23 protein-coding genes are annotated in these 26490 nt (G+C 71.0%); 11 read left to right on the plus strand and 12 right to left on the minus strand.

The window, feature by feature from the left end:
• Positions 1 to 281: 281 nt before the first annotated feature.
• Positions 282 to 1664 (minus strand): hypothetical protein, encoded by a 1383-nt coding sequence (locus KF837_03625; protein ID MBX3226370.1) that lies wholly within the window; start codon positions 1662 to 1664, stop codon positions 282 to 284.
• A gap of 13 nt (positions 1665 to 1677) precedes the next feature.
• The gene (locus KF837_03630; protein MBX3226371.1) at positions 1678 to 2649 is read right to left on the minus strand and encodes an aldo/keto reductase; all 972 of its coding nucleotides are present in this window, start codon (positions 2647 to 2649) and stop codon (positions 1678 to 1680) included.
• 51 nt (positions 2650 to 2700) lie between these two features.
• Between KF837_03630 and KF837_03635 the strand changes: the two genes are divergently transcribed.
• Genes KF837_03635 through KF837_03645 form a run of 3 tightly spaced genes read left to right on the plus strand, consistent with a single transcriptional unit; the run spans position 2701 to position 5773 of the window.
• Positions 2701 to 3561, plus strand: coding sequence for a tetraacyldisaccharide 4'-kinase (locus KF837_03635; GenBank protein ID MBX3226372.1), 861 nt, complete (start codon positions 2701 to 2703; stop codon positions 3559 to 3561).
• 14 nt (positions 3562 to 3575) lie between these two features.
• Complete coding sequence (locus KF837_03640; GenBank protein MBX3226373.1) at positions 3576 to 4487, plus strand: diguanylate cyclase; 912 nt, start codon at positions 3576 to 3578, stop codon at positions 4485 to 4487.
• Positions 4487 to 5773 carry an aminotransferase class III-fold pyridoxal phosphate-dependent enzyme gene (locus KF837_03645; protein MBX3226374.1) on the plus strand — a complete coding sequence of 429 codons (1287 nt, stop codon included), beginning with the start codon at positions 4487 to 4489 and terminating at the stop codon, positions 5771 to 5773. Before KF837_03640 ends, KF837_03645 begins: the two co-directional genes overlap by 1 nt.
• Here the strand turns inward: KF837_03645 and KF837_03650 are convergent.
• Positions 5755 to 7518 (minus strand): hypothetical protein, encoded by a 1764-nt coding sequence (locus KF837_03650; GenBank protein MBX3226375.1) that lies wholly within the window; start codon positions 7516 to 7518, stop codon positions 5755 to 5757. The genes KF837_03645 and KF837_03650 overlap by 19 nt on opposite strands.
• Before the next feature lie 93 nt (positions 7519 to 7611).
• Between KF837_03650 and KF837_03655 the strand changes: the two genes are divergently transcribed.
• The 5 genes from KF837_03655 to KF837_03675 all read left to right on the plus strand — a co-directional run bounded on the left by KF837_03655 (position 7612) and on the right by KF837_03675 (position 13940).
• Complete coding sequence (locus KF837_03655) at positions 7612 to 8967, plus strand: hypothetical protein (GenBank protein ID MBX3226376.1); 1356 nt, start codon at positions 7612 to 7614, stop codon at positions 8965 to 8967.
• Positions 8964 to 10727 (plus strand): hypothetical protein, encoded by a 1764-nt coding sequence (locus KF837_03660; GenBank protein ID MBX3226377.1) that lies wholly within the window; start codon positions 8964 to 8966, stop codon positions 10725 to 10727. Before KF837_03655 ends, KF837_03660 begins: the two co-directional genes overlap by 4 nt.
• 27 nt (positions 10728 to 10754) lie before the next feature.
• Positions 10755 to 11921, plus strand: coding sequence for a glycosyltransferase (locus tag KF837_03665; GenBank protein ID MBX3226378.1), 1167 nt, complete (start codon positions 10755 to 10757; stop codon positions 11919 to 11921).
• 37 nt (positions 11922 to 11958) lie between these two features.
• On the plus strand, positions 11959 to 12729 hold the full coding sequence (locus KF837_03670; protein ID MBX3226379.1) for a hypothetical protein: 771 nt from the start codon (positions 11959 to 11961) through the stop codon (positions 12727 to 12729).
• 158 nt (positions 12730 to 12887) lie between these two features.
• Positions 12888 to 13940, plus strand: a complete 1053-nt coding sequence (locus KF837_03675) for a hypothetical protein (GenBank protein ID MBX3226380.1) — start codon at positions 12888 to 12890, stop codon at positions 13938 to 13940.
• 2 nt (positions 13941 to 13942) lie between these two features.
• On the opposite strand, the gene KF837_03680 is transcribed toward KF837_03675, so the two are convergent.
• Positions 13943 to 14509, minus strand: a complete 567-nt coding sequence (locus tag KF837_03680) for a 2OG-Fe(II) oxygenase (protein MBX3226381.1) — start codon at positions 14507 to 14509, stop codon at positions 13943 to 13945.
• 163 nt (positions 14510 to 14672) lie between these two features.
• Here KF837_03680 and KF837_03685 point away from each other — a divergent pair, with 163 nt between their 5' ends.
• Both KF837_03685 and KF837_03690 read left to right on the plus strand, forming a co-directional pair.
• The gene (locus tag KF837_03685; protein MBX3226382.1) at positions 14673 to 15689 is read left to right on the plus strand and encodes an acyl-protein synthetase; all 1017 of its coding nucleotides are present in this window, start codon (positions 14673 to 14675) and stop codon (positions 15687 to 15689) included.
• A 74-nt stretch (positions 15690 to 15763) separates the two neighbouring features.
• The gene (locus KF837_03690) at positions 15764 to 16834 is read left to right on the plus strand and encodes a proline dehydrogenase (protein ID MBX3226383.1); all 1071 of its coding nucleotides are present in this window, start codon (positions 15764 to 15766) and stop codon (positions 16832 to 16834) included.
• On the opposite strand, the gene KF837_03695 is transcribed toward KF837_03690, so the two are convergent.
• The 5 genes from KF837_03695 to rpmH form a co-directional block, all read right to left on the minus strand.
• Positions 16821 to 17351 carry a KH domain-containing protein gene (locus KF837_03695; protein ID MBX3226384.1) on the minus strand — a complete coding sequence of 177 codons (531 nt, stop codon included), beginning with the start codon at positions 17349 to 17351 and terminating at the stop codon, positions 16821 to 16823. The two genes, KF837_03690 and KF837_03695, sit on opposite strands and share 14 nt — an antisense overlap.
• A gap of 18 nt (positions 17352 to 17369) precedes the next feature.
• The gene (locus KF837_03700) at positions 17370 to 19091 is read right to left on the minus strand and encodes a YidC/Oxa1 family insertase periplasmic-domain containing protein (GenBank protein MBX3226385.1); all 1722 of its coding nucleotides are present in this window, start codon (positions 19089 to 19091) and stop codon (positions 17370 to 17372) included.
• 23 nt (positions 19092 to 19114) lie between these two features.
• Positions 19115 to 19336: a membrane protein insertion efficiency factor YidD gene (gene yidD / locus KF837_03705; protein ID MBX3226386.1), complete on the minus strand. Its 222-nt coding sequence runs from the start codon at positions 19334 to 19336 to the stop codon at positions 19115 to 19117.
• A gap of 249 nt (positions 19337 to 19585) precedes the next feature.
• The gene (gene rnpA / locus KF837_03710) at positions 19586 to 19990 is read right to left on the minus strand and encodes a ribonuclease P protein component (GenBank protein ID MBX3226387.1); all 405 of its coding nucleotides are present in this window, start codon (positions 19988 to 19990) and stop codon (positions 19586 to 19588) included.
• A 71-nt stretch (positions 19991 to 20061) separates the two neighbouring features.
• Positions 20062 to 20220 (minus strand): 50S ribosomal protein L34, encoded by a 159-nt coding sequence (gene rpmH / locus KF837_03715; protein ID MBX3226388.1) that lies wholly within the window; start codon positions 20218 to 20220, stop codon positions 20062 to 20064.
• Between the two features lie 219 nt (positions 20221 to 20439).
• Here rpmH and KF837_03720 point away from each other — a divergent pair, with 219 nt between their 5' ends.
• Complete coding sequence (locus KF837_03720) at positions 20440 to 22167, plus strand: OmpA family protein (GenBank protein ID MBX3226389.1); 1728 nt, start codon at positions 20440 to 20442, stop codon at positions 22165 to 22167.
• A 268-nt stretch (positions 22168 to 22435) separates the two neighbouring features.
• Here KF837_03720 and KF837_03725 read toward each other — a convergent pair whose 3' ends face one another.
• The 3 genes from KF837_03725 to KF837_03735 all read right to left on the minus strand — a co-directional run bounded on the left by KF837_03725 (position 22436) and on the right by KF837_03735 (position 26432).
• Positions 22436 to 22903 (minus strand): DUF2452 domain-containing protein, encoded by a 468-nt coding sequence (locus KF837_03725; protein MBX3226390.1) that lies wholly within the window; start codon positions 22901 to 22903, stop codon positions 22436 to 22438.
• A 40-nt stretch (positions 22904 to 22943) separates the two neighbouring features.
• Positions 22944 to 24281: a CAP domain-containing protein gene (locus KF837_03730; protein ID MBX3226391.1), complete on the minus strand. Its 1338-nt coding sequence runs from the start codon at positions 24279 to 24281 to the stop codon at positions 22944 to 22946.
• A 375-nt stretch (positions 24282 to 24656) separates the two neighbouring features.
• Positions 24657 to 26432 carry a zinc-ribbon domain-containing protein gene (locus tag KF837_03735; protein ID MBX3226392.1) on the minus strand — a complete coding sequence of 592 codons (1776 nt, stop codon included), beginning with the start codon at positions 26430 to 26432 and terminating at the stop codon, positions 24657 to 24659.
• Positions 26433 to 26490 lie beyond the last annotated feature (58 nt).

Raw genomic sequence — 26490 nt, forward strand, 5'->3', positions numbered from 1 at the left:
TTCGGTATGCGGCGTCGCGAGGCCTCTGCCTTCCGCTCCACATCACGCCCGCGCCCCAGCCGACGCACCCTCCCCGAGTCCATCACCTGGTTTTCAACGTCGGGGCTTCGCCCCGACACCCGCGCTCCCAACGTCGAGGCTTCGCCCCGACGCCCCACCCCAGACACGGCCCTCGCGCTGCGCGCTCGGGGCGCTTCGCGCCCGCTTTCGCGGCCGCTTCTGGGGCCCCGGTTGCTTGCTCGCATGACCGTGGGCCGTTGGCCGCCGCCGCGCGGGCCTCGTTACTTGCGCGGGGAGGGTTTTCGGTCGCGGGCGCGGCGGCGAAAGAGGGCTGCGGCGGCGCCGAGGGCGCAGGCGAGGGTGCCGCCGGCGGTGCTCCAGCCGCTGGGGGGGAGCACCGCTTGGCAGTCGCACGAGCCGCCGCCGCCGGCGTTGTCGCCGTTGGACGGTGGCTGGAAGCCGCCGCCGTCCGTGAAGGCGCCGCCCTCGGGGTTCGGGGTGGTCCCGTCGCAGCCGAGGACGTCGCGCTGCGCGGCCCATAGCGCGGGGCACTGCGTCTCCGTCGTCGAGCCGGCGGGGCAGGAGAGCGGGCCGCGGATCTTGCAGAAGTTGAGCATCGACGTGAACGTCGCGCCGTCGTCCTTCGAGACGCCGGCGATGAAGCCGATCTTCTCGTTGGAGCAGGCCCATAGCTCCTCGCCGTGGAGCGCGAGGCACTTCACCTCGACCTTCGACTTCTGCGTGAACTGGAAGTCCGCCGTGCTCGCGACCCACACGCCGTCGAGCGGGCTGCCGACGTAGACCTTCTTGCCGTCGGGGGTGAGGGCGAAGCCCTCGAGCGGCGCGAGCCCGGTGAAGATCGTGCGGAAGACGCCGTCGTCGCCGCTCGGGTTCCGCTCGCGCAAGATGACGCGCCCCGGCTTGTCCGGGTTGTTCGTGGTGCGGAGGTAGACGATCTCGGCGTCGAGCGGATCGACCGCCGCGATGTAGACCGCGCGCTCCGTGCCCGTGAGCGGCACGACCTGCTCCGACCAGCTCTTGCCGCGGTCCTTCGACGTGTAGAGCAGGCCGACCGGCGTGCTGCCGTTGTAGCGGATCGCCGTCACGTAGAGCCGGTCCGGATCGGACGCGGTGAAGTCGAGCGTGTGCCCGAGGATCGTGTCGTCGAGGGGGGGACCGATGTCGCTCCACGTGCTGCCCTCGTCCTTCGTCTCCGCCACGCTCGACGCGAACTTCACGTTCCCTGCGTCGTCCTGGCCTTTGTAGACGGTGGAGAGCGCGATGACGTTCTGGGCGTCGTTCGGGTTCGCCGCGAGATCGATGTACGGCTGCGGCGTGCCGACGAGGGCCCAGTTGCAGGCCTTGTCGCTCGTCATCGTGAGGCCCTGGAACGTCGAGCCGATGTACCGCCCCGACGGGGTCACCGTGTACATCGGATCCTCGACGCCGGTGTAGCCGATCGAGGTCTCGCAGACCCAGTCGAAGGTTTGACCGCGGTCGTGCGAGACGAGGATGCCGAACGTCACGCGGACGAGGACGAGGTCGGGCTCGTTCTTCCCGAAGACGATCTGGTTCGACTCGGGGAACCGGCCGTTGGCGCGCGCGTCGCCGGACGCCGCGACGAGGGCGAGCGCCGCCGCGGAAGCGAAGAGAAAGCGTCTCACGGCGGCTATCGTATCACCACGCGTACGCTTCCGGCGCCGCTCCGCCGGGGCCGGGGAAGATCGCGTCGAGCTCCTTCATCGTGCCCTCGTCGAGCTTGCGCCCGAGCGCGCGATGGGCGGCCTCGAGCTGCTCGAGCGTGCGCGGCCCGACGATCGGCGCGGTGACGACCGGGTTCGCGAGGAGCCACGCGAGCGCGACGTCGGCCGGCGGCATCTCGATCTCGTCGCAGAGCGCCTCGTACTTCTCGATCGCGGGCCCGTGCTTCGCGATCGCCTTCTGCGCGAGGTCGCTCGCGCGCCGGCCCTCCGCCGTCTTCTTCATGACCCCGCCGAGGACGCCGCCCTTGAGCGGGCTCCACGGGATCAGGCCGAGCCCGTACTCCTCGCACGCGGGGAGCACCTCGAGCTCGATCGTCCGATCGAGCAGGTTGTAGAGGCTCTGCTCCGACACGAGGCCGAGGAAGCCGCGCTGGCGCGCGCGCTCCGACGCCTGCGCGATGTGCCAGCCCGCGAAGTTGGAGGAGCCGGCGTAGATCACCTTGCCTTGGCGGACGAGCGTCTCCATCGCTTGCCAGACCTCGTCCCACGGGGTCGCGCGATCGACGTGGTGCATCTGGTAGAGGTCGATCACGTCGGTCTGGAGGCGCTTCAGCGACGCCTCGCACGCGCGGATGATGTGGAGCGCGGAGAGCCGAGACTGGTTCGGCCAGTCGCCCATCGTGCCGTAGACCTTCGTCGCGAGGACGACCTTCTCGCGCCGCTCGCCGCCCTGCGCGAGCCAGCGGCCGATGATCTGCTCGGTCCAACCTTCACCTTTGCGCCAGCCGTAGACGTTGGCGGTGTCGAAGAAGTTGATCCCGAGCTCGAGCGCGCGGTCCATGATCGCGAAGGAATTCTCCTCCGTCGTCTGCGGGCCGAAGTTCATCGTCCCGAGGCAGAGGCGGCTCACCTTGAGGCCGGTTCGGCCGAGATGCACGTAGTCCATCAGATCGTCCTCGTTCGTTCGCAGCTGTCGGGTCGGGTATATCGTGGCGCCGTGACGCGCGCACGAAGAGCTGCGGCCTGGCTCGCGGAGAAGAGCAAGCGCGCAGGCCCGGTGTCGCGATCGATCGCGGAGGTGGTGGGCCCCCTCCTCGCGCGGGGGCTCGTGCGGCCGGCGGTCGTGCCGCCGCATGTCAGGCTCGTGTGCGTCGGGGGCGCGACGTTCGGCGGCTCCGGGAAGTCGCGGATCGCGATGGCGTGCGCGCGCGCGCTCGAAGGGAGCATCCTCGTCGGGCACGGCTACTGCGCGCGCGATCGCACCGCGCGGTTCGTCGATCCGCGCGAGAGCGTCGCGGCGGCGGGCGACGAGGCGCTCGTCGCCGCGCGCGCGGGCCTCCGCGTCGTGATCGCGGAGAGCCGCCAGCGCGCGATCGACTTCGCGTCGCGTCACACCGACACCCTCGTCCTCGACGGCCCGCTCGCGATCACGAGCCCGCCGCCGCGCCGGCTCTCGATCCTCGCGCTCGACGCGGACGCGCCGTGGGGCGACGGCCGGCAAGCTCCGGCGGGCGATCTCCGCGCGCCGCGTGACGTCCTGCTCGCGCTCGCGGACGAGGTGATCCACGTCCCGCGATCGATCGACCTCGCCGCGCTGCCGCCGCGGCCGTTCGGGCTCTTCACCGCGCTCGCGCGCCCCGAGAGGCTCATCCGTGCGCTCGAGCCCGATGTGGTCGTGTCGGCGCCGGACCACGGTCCGGCCGACGCGCGCGCGATTTCGCGGGACGTCGCGTGGGTCGCGACCCCGAAATGTGCCCTTCATCTGGAGGAGCTCGGCGTCGCCGCGCACGTCTTGCGTGATGATTTCAAGCTCACACCTACATGGGCTGCCTTGACCGTGCCGAGGCCCCACGAATAGTCTTTCCGAAGCCTGTGAGTGAGCTGGACGAGAAGACACGCGTAACGACGATCGTCCAAAAACCTGCCGGTGAGGCGGTCGAGGGCGGCCCGCGCAACAACGACTGCATCGTCGTCATCTACACCAAGGAGCCCACGCTCCTCGGGAAGCGCTTCGTGCTCGACACGACGCCGATCCGCGTGGGCCGCGGCGCGGAGAACCACATCGTGCTCGAGGGCGACAGCGTCTCGCGCCGGCACGCGCACCTCGAGCAGAGGGCGAACGTGTGGTGGGCGGTCGACGACGGATCGACGAACGGCACCTACGTCAACGACGAGCAGATCAACCACGAGTTCGGGCTTCAGAACGGCGACCGCATCAAGGTCGGCCCCACCATCTTCAAGTACCTCTCCGGCGCCGACGTCGAGGCGCAGTACCACGAAGAAATTTACCGGATGACGATCATCGACGGCCTCACGCAGGCGCACGTGAAGCGCTACCTGCTGGAGGCCCTCGAGAAGGAGATCATCCGCGCGCGCCGGCACGAACGCGAGCTTGCGTTCATCATGTTCGACATCGATCACTTCAAGAAGATCAACGACCACCACGGCCACCTCGCCGGCGACTTCGTGCTGAAGGAGCTCGCGCGCATCGTCCAGGGGCGCATCCGTCGCGACGAGGTCTTCGCGCGCTACGGCGGCGAGGAGTTCGCGATCGTCCTCCCGGAGACGAACCTCGAGGGCGCGCGCGCGCTCGCGGAGGGGCTGCGTGAGAAGATCGAGCAGAGCCGCTTCGTGTTCCAGGGCGACACGATCCCGGTCACGATCTCGATCGGCGTCGCGGTGCTCCTCGCGAGCGACAAGACCGCGCTCGACCTGATCCGCAACGCGGACGGGAAGCTCTACGAAGCGAAGCGCGGCGGCCGCAACCGCGTCGTCGCGGCGTAGTGTCCGGCGACGAGCTCCCGCACGTCGTCGTCCCGCCGCCGGGTCCGCGGTCGCGCGCGCTCGCGGCTCGGCTCTCCGCGGTCGAGTCGCCGGCGTTCGACGCGCGCCGCGCGGCGCGCGAGGAGCTCTCGGGCGAGGACCACGCCGCGATCGTCTACGAGCGCGGAGAAGGAGCGAACGTCTTCGACGCGGACGGCAACCGCTACGTCGACCTCACCGCCGGCTTCGGCGCGCTCTTGCTCGGCTACGGTCCGAACGCGGCGACGGAGGCGGCGGCGCGCGCGGCGGCGGACCTCACCCTCGCGCTCGGCGACGTCTACGCGTCGGAGATCAAGGTCCGCGCGTGCGAGGCGATCGCGGCGCTGCATCCTTCGCCCGGCGCGCGCGTGATGCTCGGCCTCTCCGGCGCCGACGCGGTGACGTGCGCGCTCAAGACCGCGCTCCTCGCCACCGGCAAGCCCGCCGTCGTCGCGTTCGAGGGGAGCTACCACGGCCTCTCGTACGGGCCGCTCGCCGCGCTCGGCTTCGCCCCCGGCTTCCGCGAGCCGTTCGCCCCGCACCTCGGCGTGCCCGTCACCTTCGCGCCGTACCCCGCCGCCGAGCCCGAGCTCGACGCGTCGCTGAGCGCGGTGCGCGCGATGCTCCGGCGTGGCGACGCCGGCGCGATCCTCGTCGAGCCGATCCTGGGTCGCGGCGGCTGCGTCGTGCCGCCGGCGTCGTTCCTCGCGGAGCTGCGCGCGCTCGCGACGGAGTCGGGCGCGCTCCTCGTCGTCGACGAGATCTGGAGCGGCCTCGGGCGCAGCGGCGCGATGCTCGCGAGCGCGCCGGTCGTCCCGGACGTGCTCTGCCTCGGCAAGGGCCTCGGCGGCGGCCTCCCGATCTCCGCGTGCGTCGGCAGCGCGGATGTGATGGCGGCGTGGGGCGGGCACGGCGGCACGCGCGTCCACACCGGCACGCACTTCGGATCGCCGCCCGCGTGCGCGGCCGCGCTCGCGACGCTCGAGGCGATCGCGAGTCTCCGGCTCCCGGCGCGCGCGGCGGAGCTCGGCGAGGCGTGGCGGAGCGAGCTCGGCGACGCCGCGCGTGGGCGCGGGCTCATGGTCGGCGTCCGGCTCGCCGACGCACGCGCGGCGCTCGCGGCGTCACGCGCGCTCCTCGCCGTGGGCTTCATCGTGCTCACCGGCGGCGCGCGCGGCGAAATCCTCACGCTGTCGCCGCCGCTCACGATCGCGCCCGCGCAGCTCTCCGCGTTCGCGGCCGCGCTTCGTCAGGGCCCGAACGGGTAAGGCATGCCCTTCGAGCGGAAGGCCTGACCGAACGCGAAGAAGAAGGACATCGGCTGGACTCCGGCCGGGAGCGCGCCGTTGACGATCGGGAACCCGAAGTCGCCGCGGATGACGGAGCGATCGATCTGCGGGAGCACGATCCGGAAGCCGCCGCCGACGGACTGGACGGGCGAGACCTCGTCGAGCCGGCCGGTGTAGGCGCGGCCGACGTCGTAGAAGAACGCGCCGCCGCAGAGGACGGAGAAGAGGTTGATCGGACGCGTCCGGAACTCGAGGTTCATCGAGAACATGTCCTCGCCGACGAAGTAGCGCGTCGGCCACCCGCGCAGGCGATCCTCGCCGCCGAGGAGGGTGAGGCGGTTCAGGTAGTTCCGCCAGCGTTGCACGAGGTCGATGTCGAAGATGAGGCGGCCGAGCGGCGTCCGCGGGCTCACGACGCGGAGCTCGGTCGTGATCGACGCGTCGGCGATGCGCGTCTTCTCCGACTCGGTCACGGTGTCGACGAGCGCGCGCACGAACCCGTCGCCGAGCGCGACGGTGTAGAGCGCGCCCGCGCGCACGCCGACGAAATCGCGGGTCGAGCCGAACGACTTCACGACCGGGTAGGCGCGGACGACGACGTCGTAGCCGAGCCGGTAGTCCTCCTGCAGCCCGAGCGTCTCGTAGTCGACGATCCGGAGGAAGTCGTTCCCGTAGTGCCTCCACTGCGCGTACGCGGACGTGCGGCGCTCCCCGACCGGGAGGAACCTGCGCGTGAACTCGCCGACGACGGCGGGATCGTGGTCGGCGATGTTGGGGACGAGGTACTCGTCGCGGACGATCGACGCGCCGAGCGAGATGTCGTGCTTCCGCGCCCAGCCGAACGAGCGCGTCGCGTAGAAGCCCTCCTCGATCCGTCGCGAGCGGTAGACCCACGGCAACGTGTCGTCGTACTGCGCGACGGCGGCGTTGGTGTAGCGGCGGTAGATCTCGTCGCGCCAGGCGAAGCCGAGACCCCACGCCCAGCTCGTGCGGGTGGAGAAGAGCGGGCTCTCGACCTTCGTGTCGCCGTAGCTGCCCTCCGGATCGCCGCTCCGGCGGTTGAGGATGACGTTGGCCTCGGCGTGGAGCGACAGGAAGCGGCCCGCGAAGCGCGGCGCGACGTACGCGCCGCCGAGCGAATAGCTCTCGGGTTGGACGATCGAGCGCGTCGTGATCTCGACCTGACGTCCGAGGAGGTTGGTCTCCTTGAGCTCGAACATCAGGTACTCGGGGCCGCCGCTCGTGACGCGGAAGTCGACGTCGGGGAAGAGGCTCCAGACGTCCTTCGTGATGACGACGAGTCGCACGCGGTCCGGCGCGCTGCCGTGGAGCGGGACGACGACGACGACGCTGACGTGCATGAAGCGGCGGATGTTGCGCGCCGTCTCGTCGGCGAGGTACGCGCGGTAAGGCCTCCCCACGCCGAGGAGCACCTCGTGCAGGATGACGTCTTCCTTCGTCGTGACGTGCGCCTTGTTGAGCGCGACGGGCGCGGGGTCGCGCTCTTCGATCGGATCGAGCCGCACGAGCTCGATGCTCTCGACGATCTTCCCCTCCGCGTTCGGGTCCACCGTCGCTCCGAGCGACTTCTCCGCGCCCTTGATCGTCTCGATCTCGTAGGCCGAGTACTCGGTCGTGACGGACTTCGGCGAGTTGTCCGCCGCGGCGGGGCCCGCCACGAGCAAGAGCGCGGCGATGAACGGCGCGACGCGGAGACCGCTCACCCTCGCACGATCGACGAGGGCGCCCCGCCGCGCAACCACGAAGTTCCGTTGACTCTTCGCCGTGCCGCCGGCTAAACCGACCTCCGCGGCGCGATGAGCACAGGGCGTGACGCTTCGGCGACGGAATCCACGACGCCGCTGCTCGCGGTGCTCGTCCTCGGGATCATGGCGGGCGTCCTCCAGCGGACGAACGGCATGTACCGCTCCTTCGCGGTCGTCCTCGTCGCGATCGCGTGGGTCCTCGCGCTCGTCGCGCTCCTCGGCCGCGTACGCGTCCCGCGGGCCGACGTCTGGCTCCCCCGCCTCGTCACGCTCACGCTCGGCACGTTCGTCGTGCTCCTCCTCACGAACGTCCCCACCGACGACATCCTCCCGGAGTGGCGCCCCGGGCTCGTGCCGTTCTACGCCGGCGTCGTCGTCGCGCTGATCGGCTGCGGCGCGCTCGCGCTCGGCCCCGCGCGCTTCGAGCGCCTCCTGTTCCCCGCGCTCGTGGGGCTCTACTTCGTCCTCGGCGCGGTCGTGATCCACGTCGCGAAGAAGCCGTCGATCGACGTGTGGAGCATCGAGATGGAGGCGGTGCCGGCGCTGCTCCGCGGCGAGAACCCGTTCGCGATGACGTTCGTCGATCCGTACGCCGGGACGTCTCCTTACTTCCCGGAAGGGACCTCCGTCGGCGGGCGGCTCCAGTTCGGGTTCGTGTACCCGCCGCTCGCGCTCCTCTTGTGCGTGCCCGGCTACGTCCTCGGCGGCGACACGCGCTGGTCGACGCTCGCCGCGATCGCGATCTCGGCGCTCTTCATCGGGTACGCGCGGGAGGGCCGCCTGCCGAAGCTCGCCGCGCTCCTGCTCCTCTTCATGCCGCGGTCGTTCTTCGTCATGGACCGCGCCTGGACCGATCCCTTCGTCGTCATGCTGACGGCGGCGGTCTCTTTCTTCGCGCTCCGGCGACCGCGCTGGGTGTTCGTCCCGATCGGCCTCTACGTGTGCCTCAAGCAGCACATGTTCATCGGCGTCCCGGCGCTGTTCCTGCTCTTGCCGCGCCCCATTCGCTGGCGCGACACGGCGGTGCTCACCGCGAAGGCCGCCGGCGTCGCCGCGCTGGTGACGCTCCCGCTCGCGCTCTGGGACTTCCACGCCTTCGCGAAGAGCGTGCTCGACATCCGCGAGATGTTCCGCGTCGACTCGCTCGGGCTCGTCGCCTTCCTCCACAACCACGGGATCGTGACGCTCTCGAAGTGGGCGGGCCTCGTCGCGATCGTGCCGGTGATGCTCCTCGGCTCGCTGCGCGCGCCGCGCACTCCGGGCGGCTTCGCGTTGATGGCGGGCGTGACGCACTTCAGCTTGTACATCTGGAGTACGCATGCATTCTGCAACGAGTACTACAACGTCTTCGGCGCGCTCTGCTGCGCGGTCGGCGCGTGGGGCCGCTACGACGGGCTCGAGTCGTGAGGCTGCCGCGCTTGCCGCGCGCGCTGCGGATCGTGCTCTTCCTCGCGGCGGTGCTGCACGTCATCGGGCTCTCGTGGGGGCTGCCGTCGTCGACGGGGTGGGACAACGACGGGGTCGCGCCGCGCGAGATCCTGCCCGGGCTCGCGGCGACCTTCACGCCGGGGCAGTTCTATACGTACCCGCCGCTCCACCTCGCGCTCCTCGCGCTCCTGACGCTGCCGGTCACGCTCATCGCGGTCTTCCGCGCGCCCACCACCGCGCTCCCGGACGTCATCGCGGAGATCCTCCAGCCGCCGTACATGACCGCGTTCTCGCTCACCGCGCGCGTGACGTCGCTCGTGATGTCGCTCGGCGTGGCGGTGGCGCTCGCGAAGATGACGGAGGAGATCGCCGGACGCGACGATCCGTCCGCGCGGCGCGCCGGCGTCTTCACCGCCGCCGTCGCGTCGGTGGGCATGACGTTCAACTACTACGCGCACATGTCGAACCTCGACATGCCGTCGCTCTTCTGGGCGTCGCTCGCCGCGCTCGCGTTCGTGCGCGCCGCGGCGCGGCAGGAGCCTCGCCGCCTGCGCGGCGCCGCGCTCCTCGCGGCGTGCGCGGTCGCGACGAAGGACCAAACCTACGCCCTCTTCATCGTCGCGATCCCCATCCTCCTCGCCCCATGGTTCGCGAAGACCCTCTCGGGGGTCCAGGGGCGGCGGAGCGCGCTCCGCGCGCGGAGAGGCCCCTGGCGGGAGAGCTCGAGAGGGCAGAGCCCTCTCGAACAAGAGAAGCTTCTTTTGCGGGAGATTGGGATTGCGGTGCTCCTTGGGGCTGGGGTCCTCTTGCTCGTCGATGGGGCGATTACGAACCCGAGCGGCTTCGCGCGGCGGGTCGCGTTCCTGCGTGGGCCGGCGAGCCAGGACTTCTCGAACTACGAGCGCGGCGTGCGTGGCGTCGTCGCGATCTTCGTCGACGTCGCGCGTGGGTTCGATCGCTCCTATCCGCTCGCGATGGCGCCGTTCGTGCTCGGCGGGATCGTGCTCGCGCTCCGCGCGACGCGACGCCGTACCATCGCGCTCGCGCCCCTCCTCTTCGGGCTCTCCTTCACCCTCGCGTTCAACGTCGCGGCGCGGCGCACCGACGATCGGTTCGTCCTCCCGCAGATGCTCTTCCTCTCCGTCTACGCCGGGATCGGCCTCGAGCGCGTCTGGACGCTCGGCCGGCTCGGGGGGCGCGCGATCGTCGTGACGCTCTTGCTCTTGTCGCTGTGGACGTCGCTCCGCGTCGACTTCATGCTCCTCTACGAGCCGCGCTACGCGACGGAGGCGTTCCTCGCCGCGAACGTCGGCCCCGACGACACGATCGAGATCCACGGTCTCAACGTGTACCTCCCGCGCTTTCCGCCCGCGCGGATCGTCCGCGTCGGTCCGTCGGATCCGAAGCGGCGCGCGCCGCTCCCCGGCGTCGTCGAGGTCGAGGCCCCATACTCCGAGATCGCGTCTCGGCGCCCGCGCTTCATCGTCGTGAGCAAGTGCTTCGTCTGGCGCTACCTCGCCGAGGAGGCCGCGCGCGACGCCGGCCCCGGGCGCATGTACCCGGTCGGCCAGCAGCGCGAGGCGGTCGACCGCGATCCCAACGAGTTCTTCCAGGGGCTCTTCGCGGGGAGGCTCGGCTACCACGTCGCGCACGAGGCCCCGCCGTTCCCCGGTTGGTTCGAGCCGGTCGAATTCCACGCGAGCCTGAACTGCCGCGCGACGACCTTCGAGCGCGACTGATCGTGCTAAACGTCGTAGCCCGCCGCCATGAAGGTCCTGGACATCTGCGACTTCTTCTCCGAGCGCGGCGGAGGGGTGCGCTCGTACCTCGGTGAGCTCGCGAGCGAAGGGGCGAAGCGCGGTCACGAGATCACCGTCGTCGCGCCCGGCCCGCGCGACGCCGACGACGCGCTCCCCGGCGGCGGCCGCCTCGTCCGCCTCGCGGGGCCGCCGATGCCGTACGATCCGAGCTACCACCTGCTCTGGCGGATCGATCGGATCGTCTCCCTCGTCCGCGAGGTCCGTCCCGACGTGCTCCAGGCGAGCAGCCCTTATCTCCCGGCGCTCCTCGCGACGCGGCTCGAGGCGCCGCTCCGCGTGTTCGTCTATCACTCCGATCAGATCGCGACCTACGTCGAGCCGATCCTCCAGAAGGTGGGGAGCGAGCGGCTGCGTCGCTCGGTGCTCCACGCGGTGAACGCCTGGCCGCGCGCGCTCGCGCGTCGCTTCGACCTCACCGTCGCGCCGAGCGAGACGATCGCGAAGATCCTCGTCGAGGCGGGCTGCGAGCGCGTCCGCCTCGTGAAGTTCGGATCGCGCGCGGACATCTTCCAGCCGCGTCCGCCGAGCGCCGAGCGGCGGCGGCAGATGATGGGCGACCTCGCCGCGAAGCCGAACGCGGCGCTCGCGCTCGTCGCGTGCCGGCTCGCGGTGGAGAAGCGCGTCAACCAGATCATCGACGCGGTCGCGCTCGTGAACGAGGAGCGGCCGCTCGCGCTCGTCGTCCTCGGCGACGGACCCGAGCGCGCGCGCCTGGAGAAGCAGGCCCGCAAGCTGCCGCAGGTGGTGTTCCCCGGCTTCCTCCCGCGCTCCGAGTTCGCGGAGCTCGTCGCGAGCGCGGACGTGTTCGTGCACGCGGGGGCGGCGGAGACGTTCGGGTTCGTCCTCGGCGAGGCGCTCCTCGCCGGCACGCGGATCGTCGTGCCCGACGCGGGGGCGGCGTACGACTTCGTCGGCCCCGGCCTCGGCGAGGCCTACCCCGCCTACGGCGGACCGCGCGCGATCGCGGACGCGCTGCTGCGCAGCCTCGATCGACCGGCGGGCGCCGCGCCCGACGTCGCGGGCCGGCTCCGGACCTCGACCGAGCACTTCGACGAGCTCTTCGCGCTCTACGAGGAAGAGCTGCGGCGGCGGAGCCGAGCGGTCACGCAATAGCGTGCCGGGCGCCGGTCCGGACTATCATCGCGTCCGCATGATTCGTCATCGACTCGTCGCGGCCTCGGCGGCCTGGCTGTTCCTCGCGTGCGGAGGCGCTTCGCCGGAGCCCAACGCGAGCCCGGCGAGCCAGGCGCCGCCTGCGACCGCGAACGCTCCCGCGACGGACGCAGACGCCGGCGCCGCGCCCGTCGCGAACTCTCATGCGCGCGCCGGCGAGGCGTGGCCGCTCGTCGGCCAGACGGAGGAAGAGAAGCGCGCGCAGCTCGAGCGGCTGGAGAAGGACGCCGGTCCGATCAAGTCGAACTGGACACCGCCGGGCAAGAGAGAGCGCTACGGCCACGCGGAGGGCTTGATCGCGGCCGACTACGCCGCCGTGCGCGGCCGGCTCGCCGACTTCGCGCACTACGACGAGCTCGCGGGCCCGAAGTTCAAGAAGGTGTCGCTCGTCGACAAGAGCGCGGCGGGGAGCGACCTCTACTTCCAGCTCCCGATCATGCGCGGCGCGGTCACGATCTGGTACGTCGCGCGGTTCGGCGATCCGCGGCCCGTCCCTGGTGAGGGCGAGGTCATTCAGGGCGAGTTCGTCAAAGGCAACATCAAGGGGATGCACCTCGTCTTCACCGTGCGCCCCGCGCCGGAGCAGCGGACGATCCTCACGTGCGATCTCCTCCTCACGCTTCACGTCGCCGCGCCGCAGGGCGAGGTCGACCACGCCCTCCGCGACGCCTGCGGCGACGCCGTCCGCTTCGTCCGCTCTTCAACAACGCAGGGGGCTCTGCCCCCTGCACCCCGCTCGCAGCCGTAGGACGCGCGCGAAGACGCGCGCATCCTCCGCTGCTCGCCGATGCGTGAGCTGGGTTCCTCGCGATCCGCCGTGTCCGGCCGCGGCGACGATGAACGGGCCGAAATGGTGAATGATTTCCATAGGGGCTCCTTGGTATGTCCTTCGCACACATCGGAGCCATGAGCGTCCTTCGGTCGGTTGGGCTGGTTCTCGTCCTCGGCGTGGCGGCGTGCGCGGCGGAGCCGGTGGACGAGGAGGAGACGGGGACGAGCGAGGACCAGCTCGCCGAGATCGGGGAGGACCCGCGCGGCGTCGCGTCGAAGCACGCGATCGTCCTCGCGCACGGGTTCGACGCGTCGGACACGAACCGCTGGTCCTTCAACGGTGTCGCGGAGGCGCTCACGCAGGACGGGCATCTCGTCCACTCGGCGCGCGTGCAGCCGTACCAGTCGGTCGCCGCGCGCGCGGAGGAGCTCGCGAAGCACGTCGATCAAGCGCGCGCCGAGTGCGCCGCGAAGCGCGGCTGCGACGCGCGGAAGGTCCACATCATCGCGCACTCGATGGGCGGCCTCGACAGCCGCTACGTCGTCGCGAAGCTCTCGAGCCCGGAGGGCAAGCCGTACAAGGACCTCGTCGCGAGCGTGACGACGATCTCGACGCCGCACCGCGGCTCGGCCTTCGCCGACAAGGTGCTCTCGGTCCTCCCGAAGAAGGGGGACCCGATCGTGAACGCGGCGGCGGGTCTGTGGGCGCGGACGTTCACGGACGACGACCTCGCCGCGGGGAGCGACGTGCGCGCGGCGCTCCACGGCATCAGCGTCGCGAACGCGCCGGCGTTCAACGCGGACGTGACGAACGCGCCCGGCGTCTACTACCAGTCGTGGGCCGGCATCACGAGCTACGTCGACACGCACATCGACGATCGCGAGATCGCGGTCTGCGAGGGCAAGGTCGAGAGCTACAAGAACCGCCACGACCAGCTCTTCGATCACGGTCCGATCTCGAGCGCGCAGCTCCAGCTCGCGGCCCCCATCGTCGGCGGCGACGCGAACGACGGCATGGTCTCGGTCGAGAGCGCGAAGTGGGGCGTGTTCCGCGGCTGCATCCCGGCCGATCACATGGACGAGGTCGGCCAGCGCATCGGCGCCGGCAGGCCCGCGCTCTGGTCGCGCTTCGATCACATCCGGTTCTATCGCCGCGTCGCGTTCGGCCTCGACGCGCTCGGTCGCTGATCTCAGCGCCGGGCTCGATACAGGACGTCGGTGCGGAGCACGTGCTTCGTGCCCGCGTGCACGGCGGTCGCTTCGTGGAGGATGCGATGCTGGAAGAGGAGCGCGCGCCCGGTGCGCGGCGCGATCTTCTTTCCGAGCTCGGGGAAGTCGGTCTCGCCGCCCTCGAAGCCGTCGTTCAAATAGAAGACGAGGGTGAGCGCGCTCTCCACGCCGTCGCCGAGCTCGACGACGGTGTCCCAGTGCGTCCCGTGGCGCTGCCCCGGCTCGTAGCGGTAGAGGCGGAGCCGCGGGTTCGCGCCGGCGAGCGTCCTGCCGCTCAGCGTCGTCGGGACCGAGCGCGCGACCTTCGCGAGGAGCGCGTTCGCCTCCGCCTCGTCGTCCCACATGACGCGCGTGTTGTTCCGCACCGCGAGGTCGATCGCGGGCTGCCCGTCGTGCCCGACGATCGGCGCGAGCTCACGCTCCTCGCGGCGGAGCTTCGCCTCGTACGCCGCGCACTCCGCCGGCGAGAGCGCGTCGTCGACCGTCCACACGAGCGGCGCGTCGAGGTCGAGGTGTCCGAGGTACACGCCGCGATCATAGCGGACGGCGCGCCCCCGCGACGCGCTCCCCCGCGACGCGCTCCCTCGGCGACCGTGGTAAGGACGGGGCGTGGATTCCAACGTGGCATCGAGCGGCGCGCTGCACGCGCGGGCGAAGGCGTTCGTCGCCGCGTTCGAGGCCGGCGCGCCGATGCCGGAGCCCTTCGACGCGCTCGCGTGCGACCTCGCGCGGTTCCAGGCGCGCGCGACGGCGGGCTTCGCGCGCCTCTGTCACGCGCGCGGCGTCGATCCCGCCGCGCTCACCGACGCCGGCGCGATCCCCGCCGTCCCGACCGACGCGTTCAAGCTCACGCGCGTGGCGACGTTCCCGGAGGCGGAGGCGGAGGCGACCTTCCGCACGAGCGGCACGACCGCGGACGTGCGCGGCACGCACCAGATGCGTGACGTGTCGACCTACGATCGCGGCGCGATCGCGTTCGGCCGGCGCTGGCTCCTCCGTGATCGCGAGCGGATCTCGATCGCGGTGCTGGGACCGCGCGCGGTGACGGACTCGTCGCTCCAGCACATGTGCGCTCGCTTCGCGGAGGCGTTCGGCGAGCCCGCTTCGCACGAGGAGACCTTCCTCATCGACGGCGACGTCATCGACGTCTCGGTCTTCGACGAGCGCGTCGCCGCCGCGCTCGCGCACGGACGGCCGATGCTCGTCCTCGCGACGTCGTTCGCGCTCGTCCACTTCCTCGACGCGGTCGGCGACGACACGTTCTCGCTCCCGCCCGGCTCACGCGTGATGCAGACGGGCGGCTTCAAGGGCCGATCGCGGGAGGTGGGGGCCGAGCAGCTGCGGTCCGAGCTCGCGCGCGTGTTCGACGTCGACCCGCGCGCGATCGTCGCCGAGTACGGGATGACGGAGCTCTCGAGCCAGTTCTACGAGCGCACGCTCTGGGAGCCGGACACGCCGCACAACCGCTACGCCGAGCCTCCGTGGGCCCGCGTCGTCCCGGTCGATCCCGACACGCTCGCCCCCGTCGCCGACGGCGAGATCGGCATCGCGAAGGTGATCGACCTCCTCAACGTCGACAGCGCCGTCGCGATCCTCACGCAGGACCGCGTCCGCCGCATCGGCGACTCGTTCGAGCTCCTCGGCCGCGCCCCCGGCGCCCCGTCGCGCGGATGCTCGATCGCGATCGACGACCTCCTCGGCGGTTGAGCGCGGGTGTCTGCGCGCGACCGCGCCGAATTGCGGCCTCCTCGATCGTGCCTGGCGATCTAGAATGAAGTCGCATGTCGCGCGGCGAGGACGACATCCGAGCTCTGCTCCGCGCGGCGCGGTCGGTCGCGGGCGATCCGGCGCTGCGCGAGGCGGTCGTCGAGGCGAGCGGGCTCTCGCGCGCCGGCGTCGATCTCGCGTTCGACCGGCACCTCGAGCTCGACGCGACGGACGTGGACCTCGCGCGCTTGCTGCAGCGCGCGGGGAGCGCGGAGGCGGTCTTCGTGGTGCTCTCGTCCAACGTGTTCGTCGGCGCCCTCCGCGCGCTCGCGCTCGCGCGCGCCGCCGCGCCGGAGGTCGTCGTTCGCCCCTCGCGCCGCGATCCCGCCTTCGCGCGCGCCCTCGTCGCGGCGGTCGGCTCCGATCGCTTGCGGCTCGACGAGTCGCTCGACTTCGCCGCCGTCACGCGCGGAGAGCTCCACGTCTACGGCACGGACGACACCATCGCGGACGTCCGCGCCCGCGCGAAGGTCCCCGTCCGCGGCCACGGCGCCGGGATGGGCGTCGTGTGGATCTCGAAGCGCGCGTCTCCCGCCGAGGCGGCGCGTCTCGTCGCCGACGACGTGGTCGTCTTCGATCAACGCGGCTGCCTCAGCCCACGCATCGTCCTCGTCGAGCACGAGGACGCGGTCGCGGTCACGGTCGGGGGCGGCCGCAACGCCGACGCGTTCGCGGAGGCGCTCCACGCCGAGCTCGAGGAGCGTGAGCGCACCGTCCCGCGCGGGCAGCTCTCCGCCGAGGAGCGCGCCGCGTCCGATCGCTACGTCGCGACGATGACGTACGCGTGCCGCGCGCTCGTCGGCGCGGCGCACGCGATCGGCATCGCCCCCGCCGGCGCGCCGCTCGTGCCGGCGCCGGCGTACCGCCACGTGCACGTCGTCGCGGGCGTCGCGACGGAGGACGCCGCGCGCGCGGTGCTCACCCCGCTCGCGAAGGCGATCACCGGCGTCGGCAGCGACGACCTCGAGGCCGCCAAACGAATCGCGCCGAGCTGGGCCCGCCTGGCCTCGCTCGGCGCGATGCAACGACCGCCCCTCGACGGTCCGGTCGATCTGCGCGACCCGTACGCGATCAGTTCTTGTTGACGGGGATGATCTGGACGCGGCGGTCCGGACCTTCGCCATGGCTCTCCGTCCGCACGTCGGTCATCTCCTTGAGCGCCATGTGGACGACGCGCCGATCGCGCGCGGTCATCGGGTCGAAGGTGATGACCTTGCCCTCCTTCGCGACGCGGCGCGCGAGCTTCTGCGCCATCTCGGCGAGCTGGTCTTCGTGGCGCGCGCGGTAGCCCTCGGCGTCGACCGCGATGTGCTTCCGCGGCTCACCCGGCTTGTGGGCGACGCGCGTGGTCAAATACTGGATCGCCTCGAGCACGTTGCCGCGCTTGCCGATGATGCGGCCCGCGTCGGGCCCTTCGATCTCGAGGCGGATCTCGTCGGCCGAGCCTTCGCCGTCATCCGGCGCGAGCGAGACCTCGGCGTCCATGTCCATCTTCTCGATCAGCATCTGCACGAAGCCGAGCGCGCGGAGCGCCTGCGGATCGGTCACCTCGTCGGACGGGCCTTTGATCGCGCCGTCGTCCTTCTGCGTTACTTCAGACACGAGCTTCTTCCTTTCCGATCACGACGACGTCTGCAGCTTCTTCTTCTCGCCGGTCTGCTTCACGACGATCTCGCCGGGCGGCTTGCCGCGGGGAGCGACCTGCTCGAGGACGAGCTGCTGGACGATACCGAGGATGCTGTTCGTCAGCATGTAAACACCGAGCGCCGCCGGAAGGAACAACATCATGACGGTGAAGACGATGGGCATCATCCACATCATCATCTTCTGCTGAACCGGGTCCATGCCTTGCTGCGGCACGATCCGCTGCTGGATGATCATGAACGCGCCGAGCAGGAGCGGCAGGATGTAGAACGGGTCCGGCGCGGAGAGGTCGCGGAACCACAGGAAGTTCACGTGGTACGTCTCGACCGCGGTCCGCAGCGTCGTGTACATCGCGAACCACACCGGCATCTGGACGAGCTGGGGCAGGCACCCGCCGAACGGGTTCACGCCGTGCTTCTTCCAGAGCTCCATCATCGCGAGGTTCTTCGCCTGCGCGTCGTCCTTGAACTTCTCGTTCAAGGCGTCGACCTCGGGCTTCAGCTTCCGCATCGCGATCGTCGTCTTGATCGACTTGAACGTGAGCGGGAAGAGGAGCGTGCGGAGGCACACCGTCAGCAGGATGATCGCGACGCCCCAGTTGCCGAAGGTGACCTTGTCGTGGAGGAAGACGAGGAACCCGACCAGCACGCGCGCGACGGGGCGGAAGAACCCGAGGTTGATCGTGTCCTTCAGGCGATCGCTGCCGCCCGCGTGGGTGAGGACCTCGCGCTCCTTCGGACCGAAGAACGCGGTCTCGCCGTAGGTCGCGGACGCTTGCGGCGCGAGCTCCTTGCCGGCGTAGACGAGCTTGGCGTGGAAGATGGTCGGCGCCTCATCGTCGTCGCGGCCCTGGCCCGGCGCGAGCCACTCCTCGGCGAGGAGCTCGCAGCGCGGCACGTCCGCGACCATGTTGGGGCCGGCGTTCGGCATGAGCGCCTGCGTGAAGAAGTGGCTGTTCACCGCCGCGTAGCGATCGCTGCTCGGGAGCGCGAACCACCCGGACTTGAACTCGTCCTTCGTCTTGCGGACGACGTCGCCGCCGGCGGCGCACGCGACCTCGGTCTCCCACGGCGACTGGCGTCCGAGCGAGCCCTTCATGTCCACGTTCTTGCGGAACGCGTAGACGCCGATGGAGAGCTGGTGCTTTCGCGGCTCCTGCGCGAGGTTCGTCACCGTCGTCGCGACCTCGAGCTCGAACGGACGCTCCCCCGCCGTGAACTTCTTCACGATGCGGACGTCCTCGTCTTCGTACGAGAACGAGCAGACGCGGCCGTCGTGGTCCTCGAGCTTCCAGGGGAAGCGATCGAACTTGAGCTGGTCGTTGCCCTCGGGACCGCGGAAGAGGGTGCGGAGCGAGCGCCAGCGCTCGTGGTCCGGCGTCGTCGAGAGGTCCATCCCCTCGTATTTGCCGCCCTCGAGGTGCCAGGCGACGACGGAGGCGCCGCGGGTGGACAGCGTCGCGTCGAAGCGGCGCCCGTCGATCTTGCAGAGCTCTCCTTCGACGGGCTTGTTGGGCTCGTTCGGGGCGGCGGGGGGATCGAGCACGTCGGGCACGAAGCCGGGCGCGCTCGCGTATTCCTCGGCGGGGAGGGCCTGGACCGTGTCGTTCGAGCCGCTGATGAGCGGCATGCCGAACTTCCAGAAGAGGAGGAGGGCGCCCGCGATCGCGAGAACGCGGAGGAGACTGTTACGGTCCATTCGGCGGCTTGTTCCTCTTCGCGTTACCGAGCCGGTGGGGGAGGGTCGAACCCGCCAGCGTGAAACGGGTGGCACTTACACAGGCGTTTCACCGAAAGCAAGCTGCCGCGCGCCGCGCCGTGCCCTTCGATGCACGCGAACGCATACCGCGAGCACGACGGCTCGAAGCGACAGGCGCGCCCCAACCAAGGCGAAATCGCGAGCTGGTAGAAGCGAATGAGCGCGAGAAGACAGCGGGCGACCATCCGACCCGCGCCACCATGCGTCGAGATCGCCCCGCGCGCCAGGCCAGTCGACACGAATCTTCCCAACGCAGGGGGCTACGCCCCCTGCACCCCGCTCGCACCCGTAGGACGCGTGCGAAGACGCACGCATCCTCCGGTGCTCGCCGATGGGGGCGGTGCGATGTTCGCGGGGGTGCGACAGTCGCCCGCTTGCGCGGTCGAGCTTTGCACCGGTTTCGTGCGCGAATCGCGCAAGGGTGCACGGGAAGGTCAGGGCTTGCGAACCGGTTCTGCACGCGCGGGGGCGGGCGGCGGCTTCGCGGGGGCGGGCGGCGGCTTCGCGGGGGCGGGCGGCGGCTTGGTGAGGGCCTTGGTGCAGGCCTTGAGGAGGGAGGGGCGGGCGCGCGACCATTCGTCGCGGAGCTGGGCGAGGGGGAGGGCGTGGGCGCCTTCGCGGGCGATGACGACCAGGTCGATGCCGCGCGGCACGAAGTCCGGCCACTGGCGGAAGCACTCGCGGCAGACGCGCTTGATGCGGTTCCGCATCGTCGCGTCGCCGACCTTCTTCGTCGCGACGATGCCGATGCGCGAGGGGGCGTCCGGCGCGGTGCCGGCGGCCGCCAGGAAGACGAAGTGCCTGCTCGTCGCGCGCTCGCCTTGCGATTGAACGCGCACGAAGTCGGCGCGACGGCGGATCCGTCGCTCTTTTCCGAACGTCAGCCGAAGGGCGGCGGCGTCGATGCGATCTACTTCTTGTAGATCGAGACGGTCAGCCGGGCGCGACCCTTGCGGCGACGGTTCGCGAGGACCTTCGCGCCGCCGCGCGTCGCCATGCGAGCGAGGAAGCCGTGCGTGCGGAGGCGGCGCTTGTTGTGGGGCTGATAAGTACGCTTCGGCTTTGCCATGACTCGTATCCCGTGAGGGGGCCGGGGAAACAACCACTGCGGCGCCTGGCTGTCAAGCGGGTCGCGTCATGTCGAACGCGAGCGACAGCAGGCCGCGACTTGAGTAAGAGCCGGATAGTTGCTCCTGCCGCGTCCGAAGTGATGCGATGGTGCCGCGCTCCTTCTGACCCAAAAACGCCGCGCGCGAGCTTTTACCCCATGAGCCTGAAATCACGTGCAATGGTCGCCGGTTCGGTCGGCGCGCTCCTCCTTGGCGCGACGGCTGGTACCGCCGAAGCTCAACAGAAGACCTTCAAGCTGGACCGCCTCGAGATGCCAGGCGCGCCGGAAGACGGGCTCACGCTGTTCCGTCCGGTCACCAACCAGCGCACGATCTTCTATGGCCAGCTCGGCATCGGCTACCAGCTCCGGCCTCTCCGCACGAGCACGGTCACGACCGACCAGGCGACGATCAACCGCTCGTCGTCCACCGTCGTCCAGGACCAGCTCGCGGTCTACGGCAACGCCGGGTTCCAGCTCTTCGATCGCGCCACCATCGGTCTCTCGTTTCCGTGGTGGCCGGTCCAGACCGGCGAGAACCCGATCTACACCGCCGGCGGCGGCCTCCCGTCGCCCGGCGTCACGCGCACCACCAACGTCGTGACCGGCGGCCCCGCGGCCGGCGACCTCCGCCTCGATCTCCGCGGCGTCCTCGTGCGCAGCGAGGACAGGAAGAGCGCCCTCGGCGCCCAGCTCAACGTGTTCTTCCCGACCGGCACGCCGTCGAACTTCGGCGGCGACGACAAGGCGTCGGTCCTCGCGATGGTCACCGCCGAGACGCAGGTGAAGTTCCTCATCCTCACCGCGAACACGGGCCTCCACTTCCGGCCGCGTCACTCGATCAACGATCCGAACGTCGGCAACGGCCTCGGCGTCGGCAACGAGTGGCGCTGGGCGGTCGGCGCGTTCATCCCGTTCAAGGACGGCAAGTACCGCCTCGGCGGCAGCATCTTCGGCCAGACCGGCTTCGAGAGCGACAACGTCATCGGCAAGACGGCGTTCACGAAGCGGAACACGCCGGTCGAGTTCAACATCGAAGGCCGCATGCGCTTCGGCCCGGCCGATCACTGGTACCTCGGCGCCGGCGCCGGCTCCTCGATCCTCCGCGGCTACGGCGCGCCCGACCTCCGCCTCCTCGGCGTGTTCGGCCTCTACATTCCGATCCTCGACACCGATCCGAAGTCGCCGGACCGGAAGGCCGAGACGAAGAAGTGGCGGCAGGAGCACGTCGGCGATCGCGACGGCGACGGAATCCCCGACGACATCGACGCGTGCCCGGACGAGCCCGAGGACCACCTCGGCAACGATCCGAACGACGGCTGTCCGATGCCGAAGGACCGCGACGGCGACGGCATCCCCGATCAGTACGACAAGTGCCCCGACGAGCCGGAGGACAAGGACGGCATCGACGACGGCGACGGCTGCCCCGAGGACGACGTCGACAACGACGGCGTGCCCGACGTCACCGACGCGTGCCCGCGCGTGCCGGGCAAGCCGAACAAGGACCCGAAGCGGAACGGCTGTCCGACGACGATCGACGTCGACGAGTCGGGCAACATCCGCGTCCTCCAGAAGGTCGAGTTCGAGTTCGGCACCGCGAAGCTCAGCCCCGCGAGCTTCCCGATCCTCCAGGAGGTCGCCGACTACCTGAAGGCCACGCCGGGCATCAAGAAGATGGCCGTCGAAGGCCACACCGACAACAAGGGCTCCGCCGCGCTCAACAAGAGGCTGTCGCAAGAGCGCGCCGCGGCGTGCATGAACTGGCTGACCTCGCACGGCATCGCCGCCGATCGCCTCGAGGCCAACGGCTACGGCATGGAGAAGCCGCTCGTCGACAACGACACCGCCGAGAACCGCGCGAAGAACCGCCGCGTCGAGTTCAACATCGTAAAGCAAGACTCGAAGTAGGAGCCCTCGGGCCCGCCTCGAAGGAGGCCGGACCCGTCGGCCCCACCTCGAAGGGGCCCCAGAAGCGGCCGCGGAAGCGGGCGCGCAGCGCCCCGAGCGCAACGCGCGAGGGCCGTGTCTGGGGTGGGGGTGTCGGGGCGAAGCCCCGACGTTGAGAAGCGCCCCAGAAGCGGCCGCGGAAGCGGGCGCGCAGCGCCCCGAGCGCAACGCGCGAGGGCCGTGTCTGGGGTGGGGTGTCGGGGCGAAGCCCCGACGTTGAGAAGCCCCCCTACTCCTCAGTGGAGTCGATGCGTGTGAAGGACTGATCGAGCTCGAGGACGTAGGTTCCTTCGTAGGTCTGTGGCTGCGGCGTGAGCCACTCCTCGGGGGCGAGGCGGGAGAACCAGAGGGCGCCGTCGGCGCGGCGATAGAGGTGGTACGTGCCGCCCGGCTTCTTCTCGAACGCGCAGCTCACGCGATGGAGCTCGGCGTCGCGCTTCGCCTTCGCGAGGAGCGCGTGGGCCTCGGCCTGGAGCCGCTTGATCTGGTCGGCGATGAGGTTCAGCTTCCCGCCTGTCATCGTCGCCAGCGTCTGGTCGGCGGCCTGGATCGCGGCGGCGACGTTCACGAGGTCGAACGCGGGCGCCATCCGGCTCAGCGGATAGGGCGCCGCGCGCGCGGGTCCGTCGTAGCGCCCGGGATCGACCTCGGGTGGCGGGCTCGTCATCGGACGCGGCGGATCGTCGTCGTCGCTCACGTGCTCAGCATGCCATCACGAGAGGAGCGAGGAGAAGAGCTCAGAGCGGCGAAGAGAAGACCTCGCATACGTAAACGCGACCGTCGGCGTCACGCGCCACCGCGACGCCGAGATGGGTGTATTTTGCATTCAACAGGTTGAGGCGATGGGACGGGCTCGCGTGGATCGCGCGGTGAGCGAGTGCGAGCGTGCGTCCGCGCGCGACGTTTTCGCCCATGACGCCGGCGTGGAGGTTCTCCGCTTCGAAGCGCGCCCTCGGGTCGCCGTCGCCGAGGTCGTGCGCGACGGCGCGGACGCGGGCGAGGCCCTCGACGTGGCGGCGCGCGATGGCGTCGAGGCGCGGATCACGCTGGAGCGGACCCAGTGACTCGTTCGCGCGCACCGCCGCGATCATGCGTTCGAGCGAAGTCGCGTCGTCGAACGCGCCCTTGCCGGTGACGTCGCCGCCGGTGACGTCGTCGTTGGCGGCATCCTCGCCTGGTGCCACGTCGCTGGCGTGCGACGGTGCGACGTCGGCGAACACGCGCGCCTCGAGCACGGGGCGTGGTCCCTCTTCGAGATCGGCGACGAGCTGCACGGTGAACGGACCGGGCCGGTCGAGCGCGAACCGCGCGCGCGCGCTTCCGCTCGTCGCGTCGAAGGCCGTGGCCACCGTGCGCGGTGCGCCGCGCGCGCCGAGCAGCACCACGCGCGCCCCCTTCGCGGGGACGTTCACGCGCGCCCGAAAATCGAGCCAGGCCCCGGTGCGAGAGCGGACCGGCAGCGGCTCGAGATCGGCGAGCGCATCGGCGACGATCGCGAGCTCCCGCGTGCCCGTCGTCGCCGCCGCCGCGGTCGTCGTCGGCGGCGCGGATGCCGTCGTCGCTGCTGCCGCCGTCGCCGTCGCCGTCGCGATACCGCAGCGGGTGCTTGCGCCATGCAACGATTGGAGCGCCTTCTCGATCGACGCACCGATCAGCACGCGTGGGCGGACGTACGGCGCGCCGTTTTCGCGGAGGAGGAGAGTCACGCGCTCCACGTCCACGTCGGCGCCGTCTGCGACGACGCTCTCCGCGACGCGCATCAGCGCCGCGTCGAGCGTCCGGCACGACTTCGCGATCGCCGCGACGCGTGGATCGGCCGGCGGCGCGGCCTCCTGCGGCGACTCGGTCACGTCCCGCCACGAGCTCGCCGGCGCCGGCACGTCGCCGATCGGCGCGAGGCTCGCCCCTCCACGCGGCGTCACCGGCACCGGCTCCGCCGCACACCCAACCAACCACGCGGCGACCACTCCGACCACGAGCGCGCGTGCGCGGTGCCCGCAGGTCGCGAGCACGTGCGCGTGGCCGCCGTGCTCGCGGTGCTCGGCAGTCGCGAGCGCGCGGGTCGCCGCGAGCATGCCGGCCGCGGGTGCGCATACGGACTCCGCAGCGCCGGCGGCGAGTGGCCGACGGGGAGTGCATGAAACGCGGCTCCTTCGGGGTGCCTGCCGCGCAAAGCCCGGCGTTGACAGACCGCTCACTTCTTCGCGCGCCGCTTCGCGTCGTTGCGGCGCGCGAGGGCAAAGCCGACGCGCACGCCCAGAATGAACCCCGCGACAGCACACAGCGCGGCCAAGAGACCATTCACGATGCCCCCTCCCTAACGCGTGCTTCACGCCGGGGCCCCAGAAGCGGCCGCGCAAGCGGTCGCGAAGCGACCCTCGCGCAAAGCGCGAGGGCCGTGTCTGGGGTGGGGGTGTCGGGGGCGAAGCCCCCGACGTTGACTTGAGAGCTCAGTTGATCACGAACGACTTGCCGACGCGGACGGGCGCGCCCGCGAAGGCCGGGACGTGTGCGCCGCGGAACTTGCCGGCGACGCAGCCGCCGACGGCGGTGCCCGGGTACGGGCCCTGATCGACGACCGCGGTGCCGACCGAGCCGTCGGGGTTGAACGTGACCGTCACGTGGCCCGGGCCCGTCGGGCCGTCGGCCTTCTTGCAGCTCTGGACGTCGATCTTGCCGAGCGAGCCCGCGGCTGCGCCCTTGTCGAACGACGCGGTGGAGCCGCCACCGCCGCCACCGCCACCGCCACCACCCGCGGGCTGGCCGACCGCGCCCGCGATGCCCTCCGCCAGAGAGGCGGGCTTCGGAGGAGGTGCGGGGGCAGGGGCCGCTGCAGGCGCCGGCGAGTCTCCGCCCGCCTTCGGTGCAGCCGCGACGGCGGGGCCCGTCCTCGGGGCCGGAGCGCCCGGGTTGACCGTGGGCGTCTTGCCCGCGTTGCTGCCGGTGCCCGGAGGCGCCGGCTCGTTCGCGGCGGTGCCGCCCGACGAGGTGCCGGTGCTGGGGTTGTCGCTGCCGCCGGAGGTCGTGTCGTTGCCGGCGAGCCTGTTGTCGCCGGTGCCCGGCTCCGGGGTCAGCGCGCCGGACGGAGTGGGCGTCGCCCCGTCGGCCGCGGCCGGCGGACGCGTGAGGATGACCGCGGCGACGATGCCGATCGCGATGAACGCGCACCCGCCGAGGATCGCGAAGATCATGCCCTTGTTCGACTTGGGCTGCTCGACCGGCGCCGTGACGCCGAGGTCGACCGCCTCGAGCGGCGGGGGCGCGAGGATCGGCGCGGCGAGGGCGGCGCCGAACGCGCCGCCGCCGCTGAGGTTCATGATGTCGTCGACGCGCGCGCCTTTGTCCTTCTTCTTGTCGTCATCCATGTTCGCGCTGAGCGCGCGGATGTCGATGAGGCCCGAGCCGTCGCCCGTCGCCGTGGTCTTGCCGGCGCCGCCGCCGACGTCGCCGTTCTTCGCCGGCGCCTTCTCCGTCAGCGCCGAGAGCGAGAAGAGGACGCTGTTCTCGTTGCGCTGACCGGTGAGCTTCTCGTCGGCGCCGGAGACGCCCGCCGCCGCCGCCGCGTTCGCCGCCACCGCGGCGTTCGACGCGCTCGTCATCACCTCGTCTTCGCCGCCCGCCTTCTCGACGTTGCCGAAGAGGTCGGCGCCCTGCGCACGCCCACCCGCGCGGCGCGCCGCGGCGGCCGGGGCCGGCTCGGCCGCGGGGCTCGCGAAGAGGCCCGCCGCGCCGTTGCCGCCCGGCGAGACGCTGCCCGAGAACGCGTCGGCCGGCGCGGTGGAGCCGCCCGCGAAGAGAGGAGCGGCCGCGGGAGGAGGCACCGACGCCGACGGCGCGACGGACATCATCTCCTCCGGGGCGCGGGTCGCGCTCTTCACCGCGGAGTAGATCTGATCGATCTCGCGGAGCGGCAGCCAGTCGGCCATCCCGTCCTTCCAGCAATACGTCTCGTCGTTGACGACGCCGTCGCGATACTCCGTCGCGATCTCGCCGACGGTCATCGTGCGTTGATCGCCGTCGGCGACGTTCACGGTCCACTGATCGCCGCCGCCACCGCCCGCGTAGTCGAACGCGTTCTGATCGCCGCCAGCGTCGGCCGCCTGGTCGTTGCCGTTGATGACGATCGTCGAGCTGCATTTCTTGCAGCGGATCTTGACGACCTTCCCCAGGACCTTTTCATCCGCGATCGTGTATTTGGCCTGGCACGACTGGCACTGAATCTTCATCGCCTACCGTCCTCGAGAAAGGGCGTGTGTAGAGTTGAGAGCGAAGCGCGGATTGGTG

The organism is Labilithrix sp. (assembly GCA_019637155.1).
In the GTDB taxonomy this organism is placed as follows: domain Bacteria; phylum Myxococcota_A; class Polyangia; order Polyangiales; family Polyangiaceae; genus Labilithrix.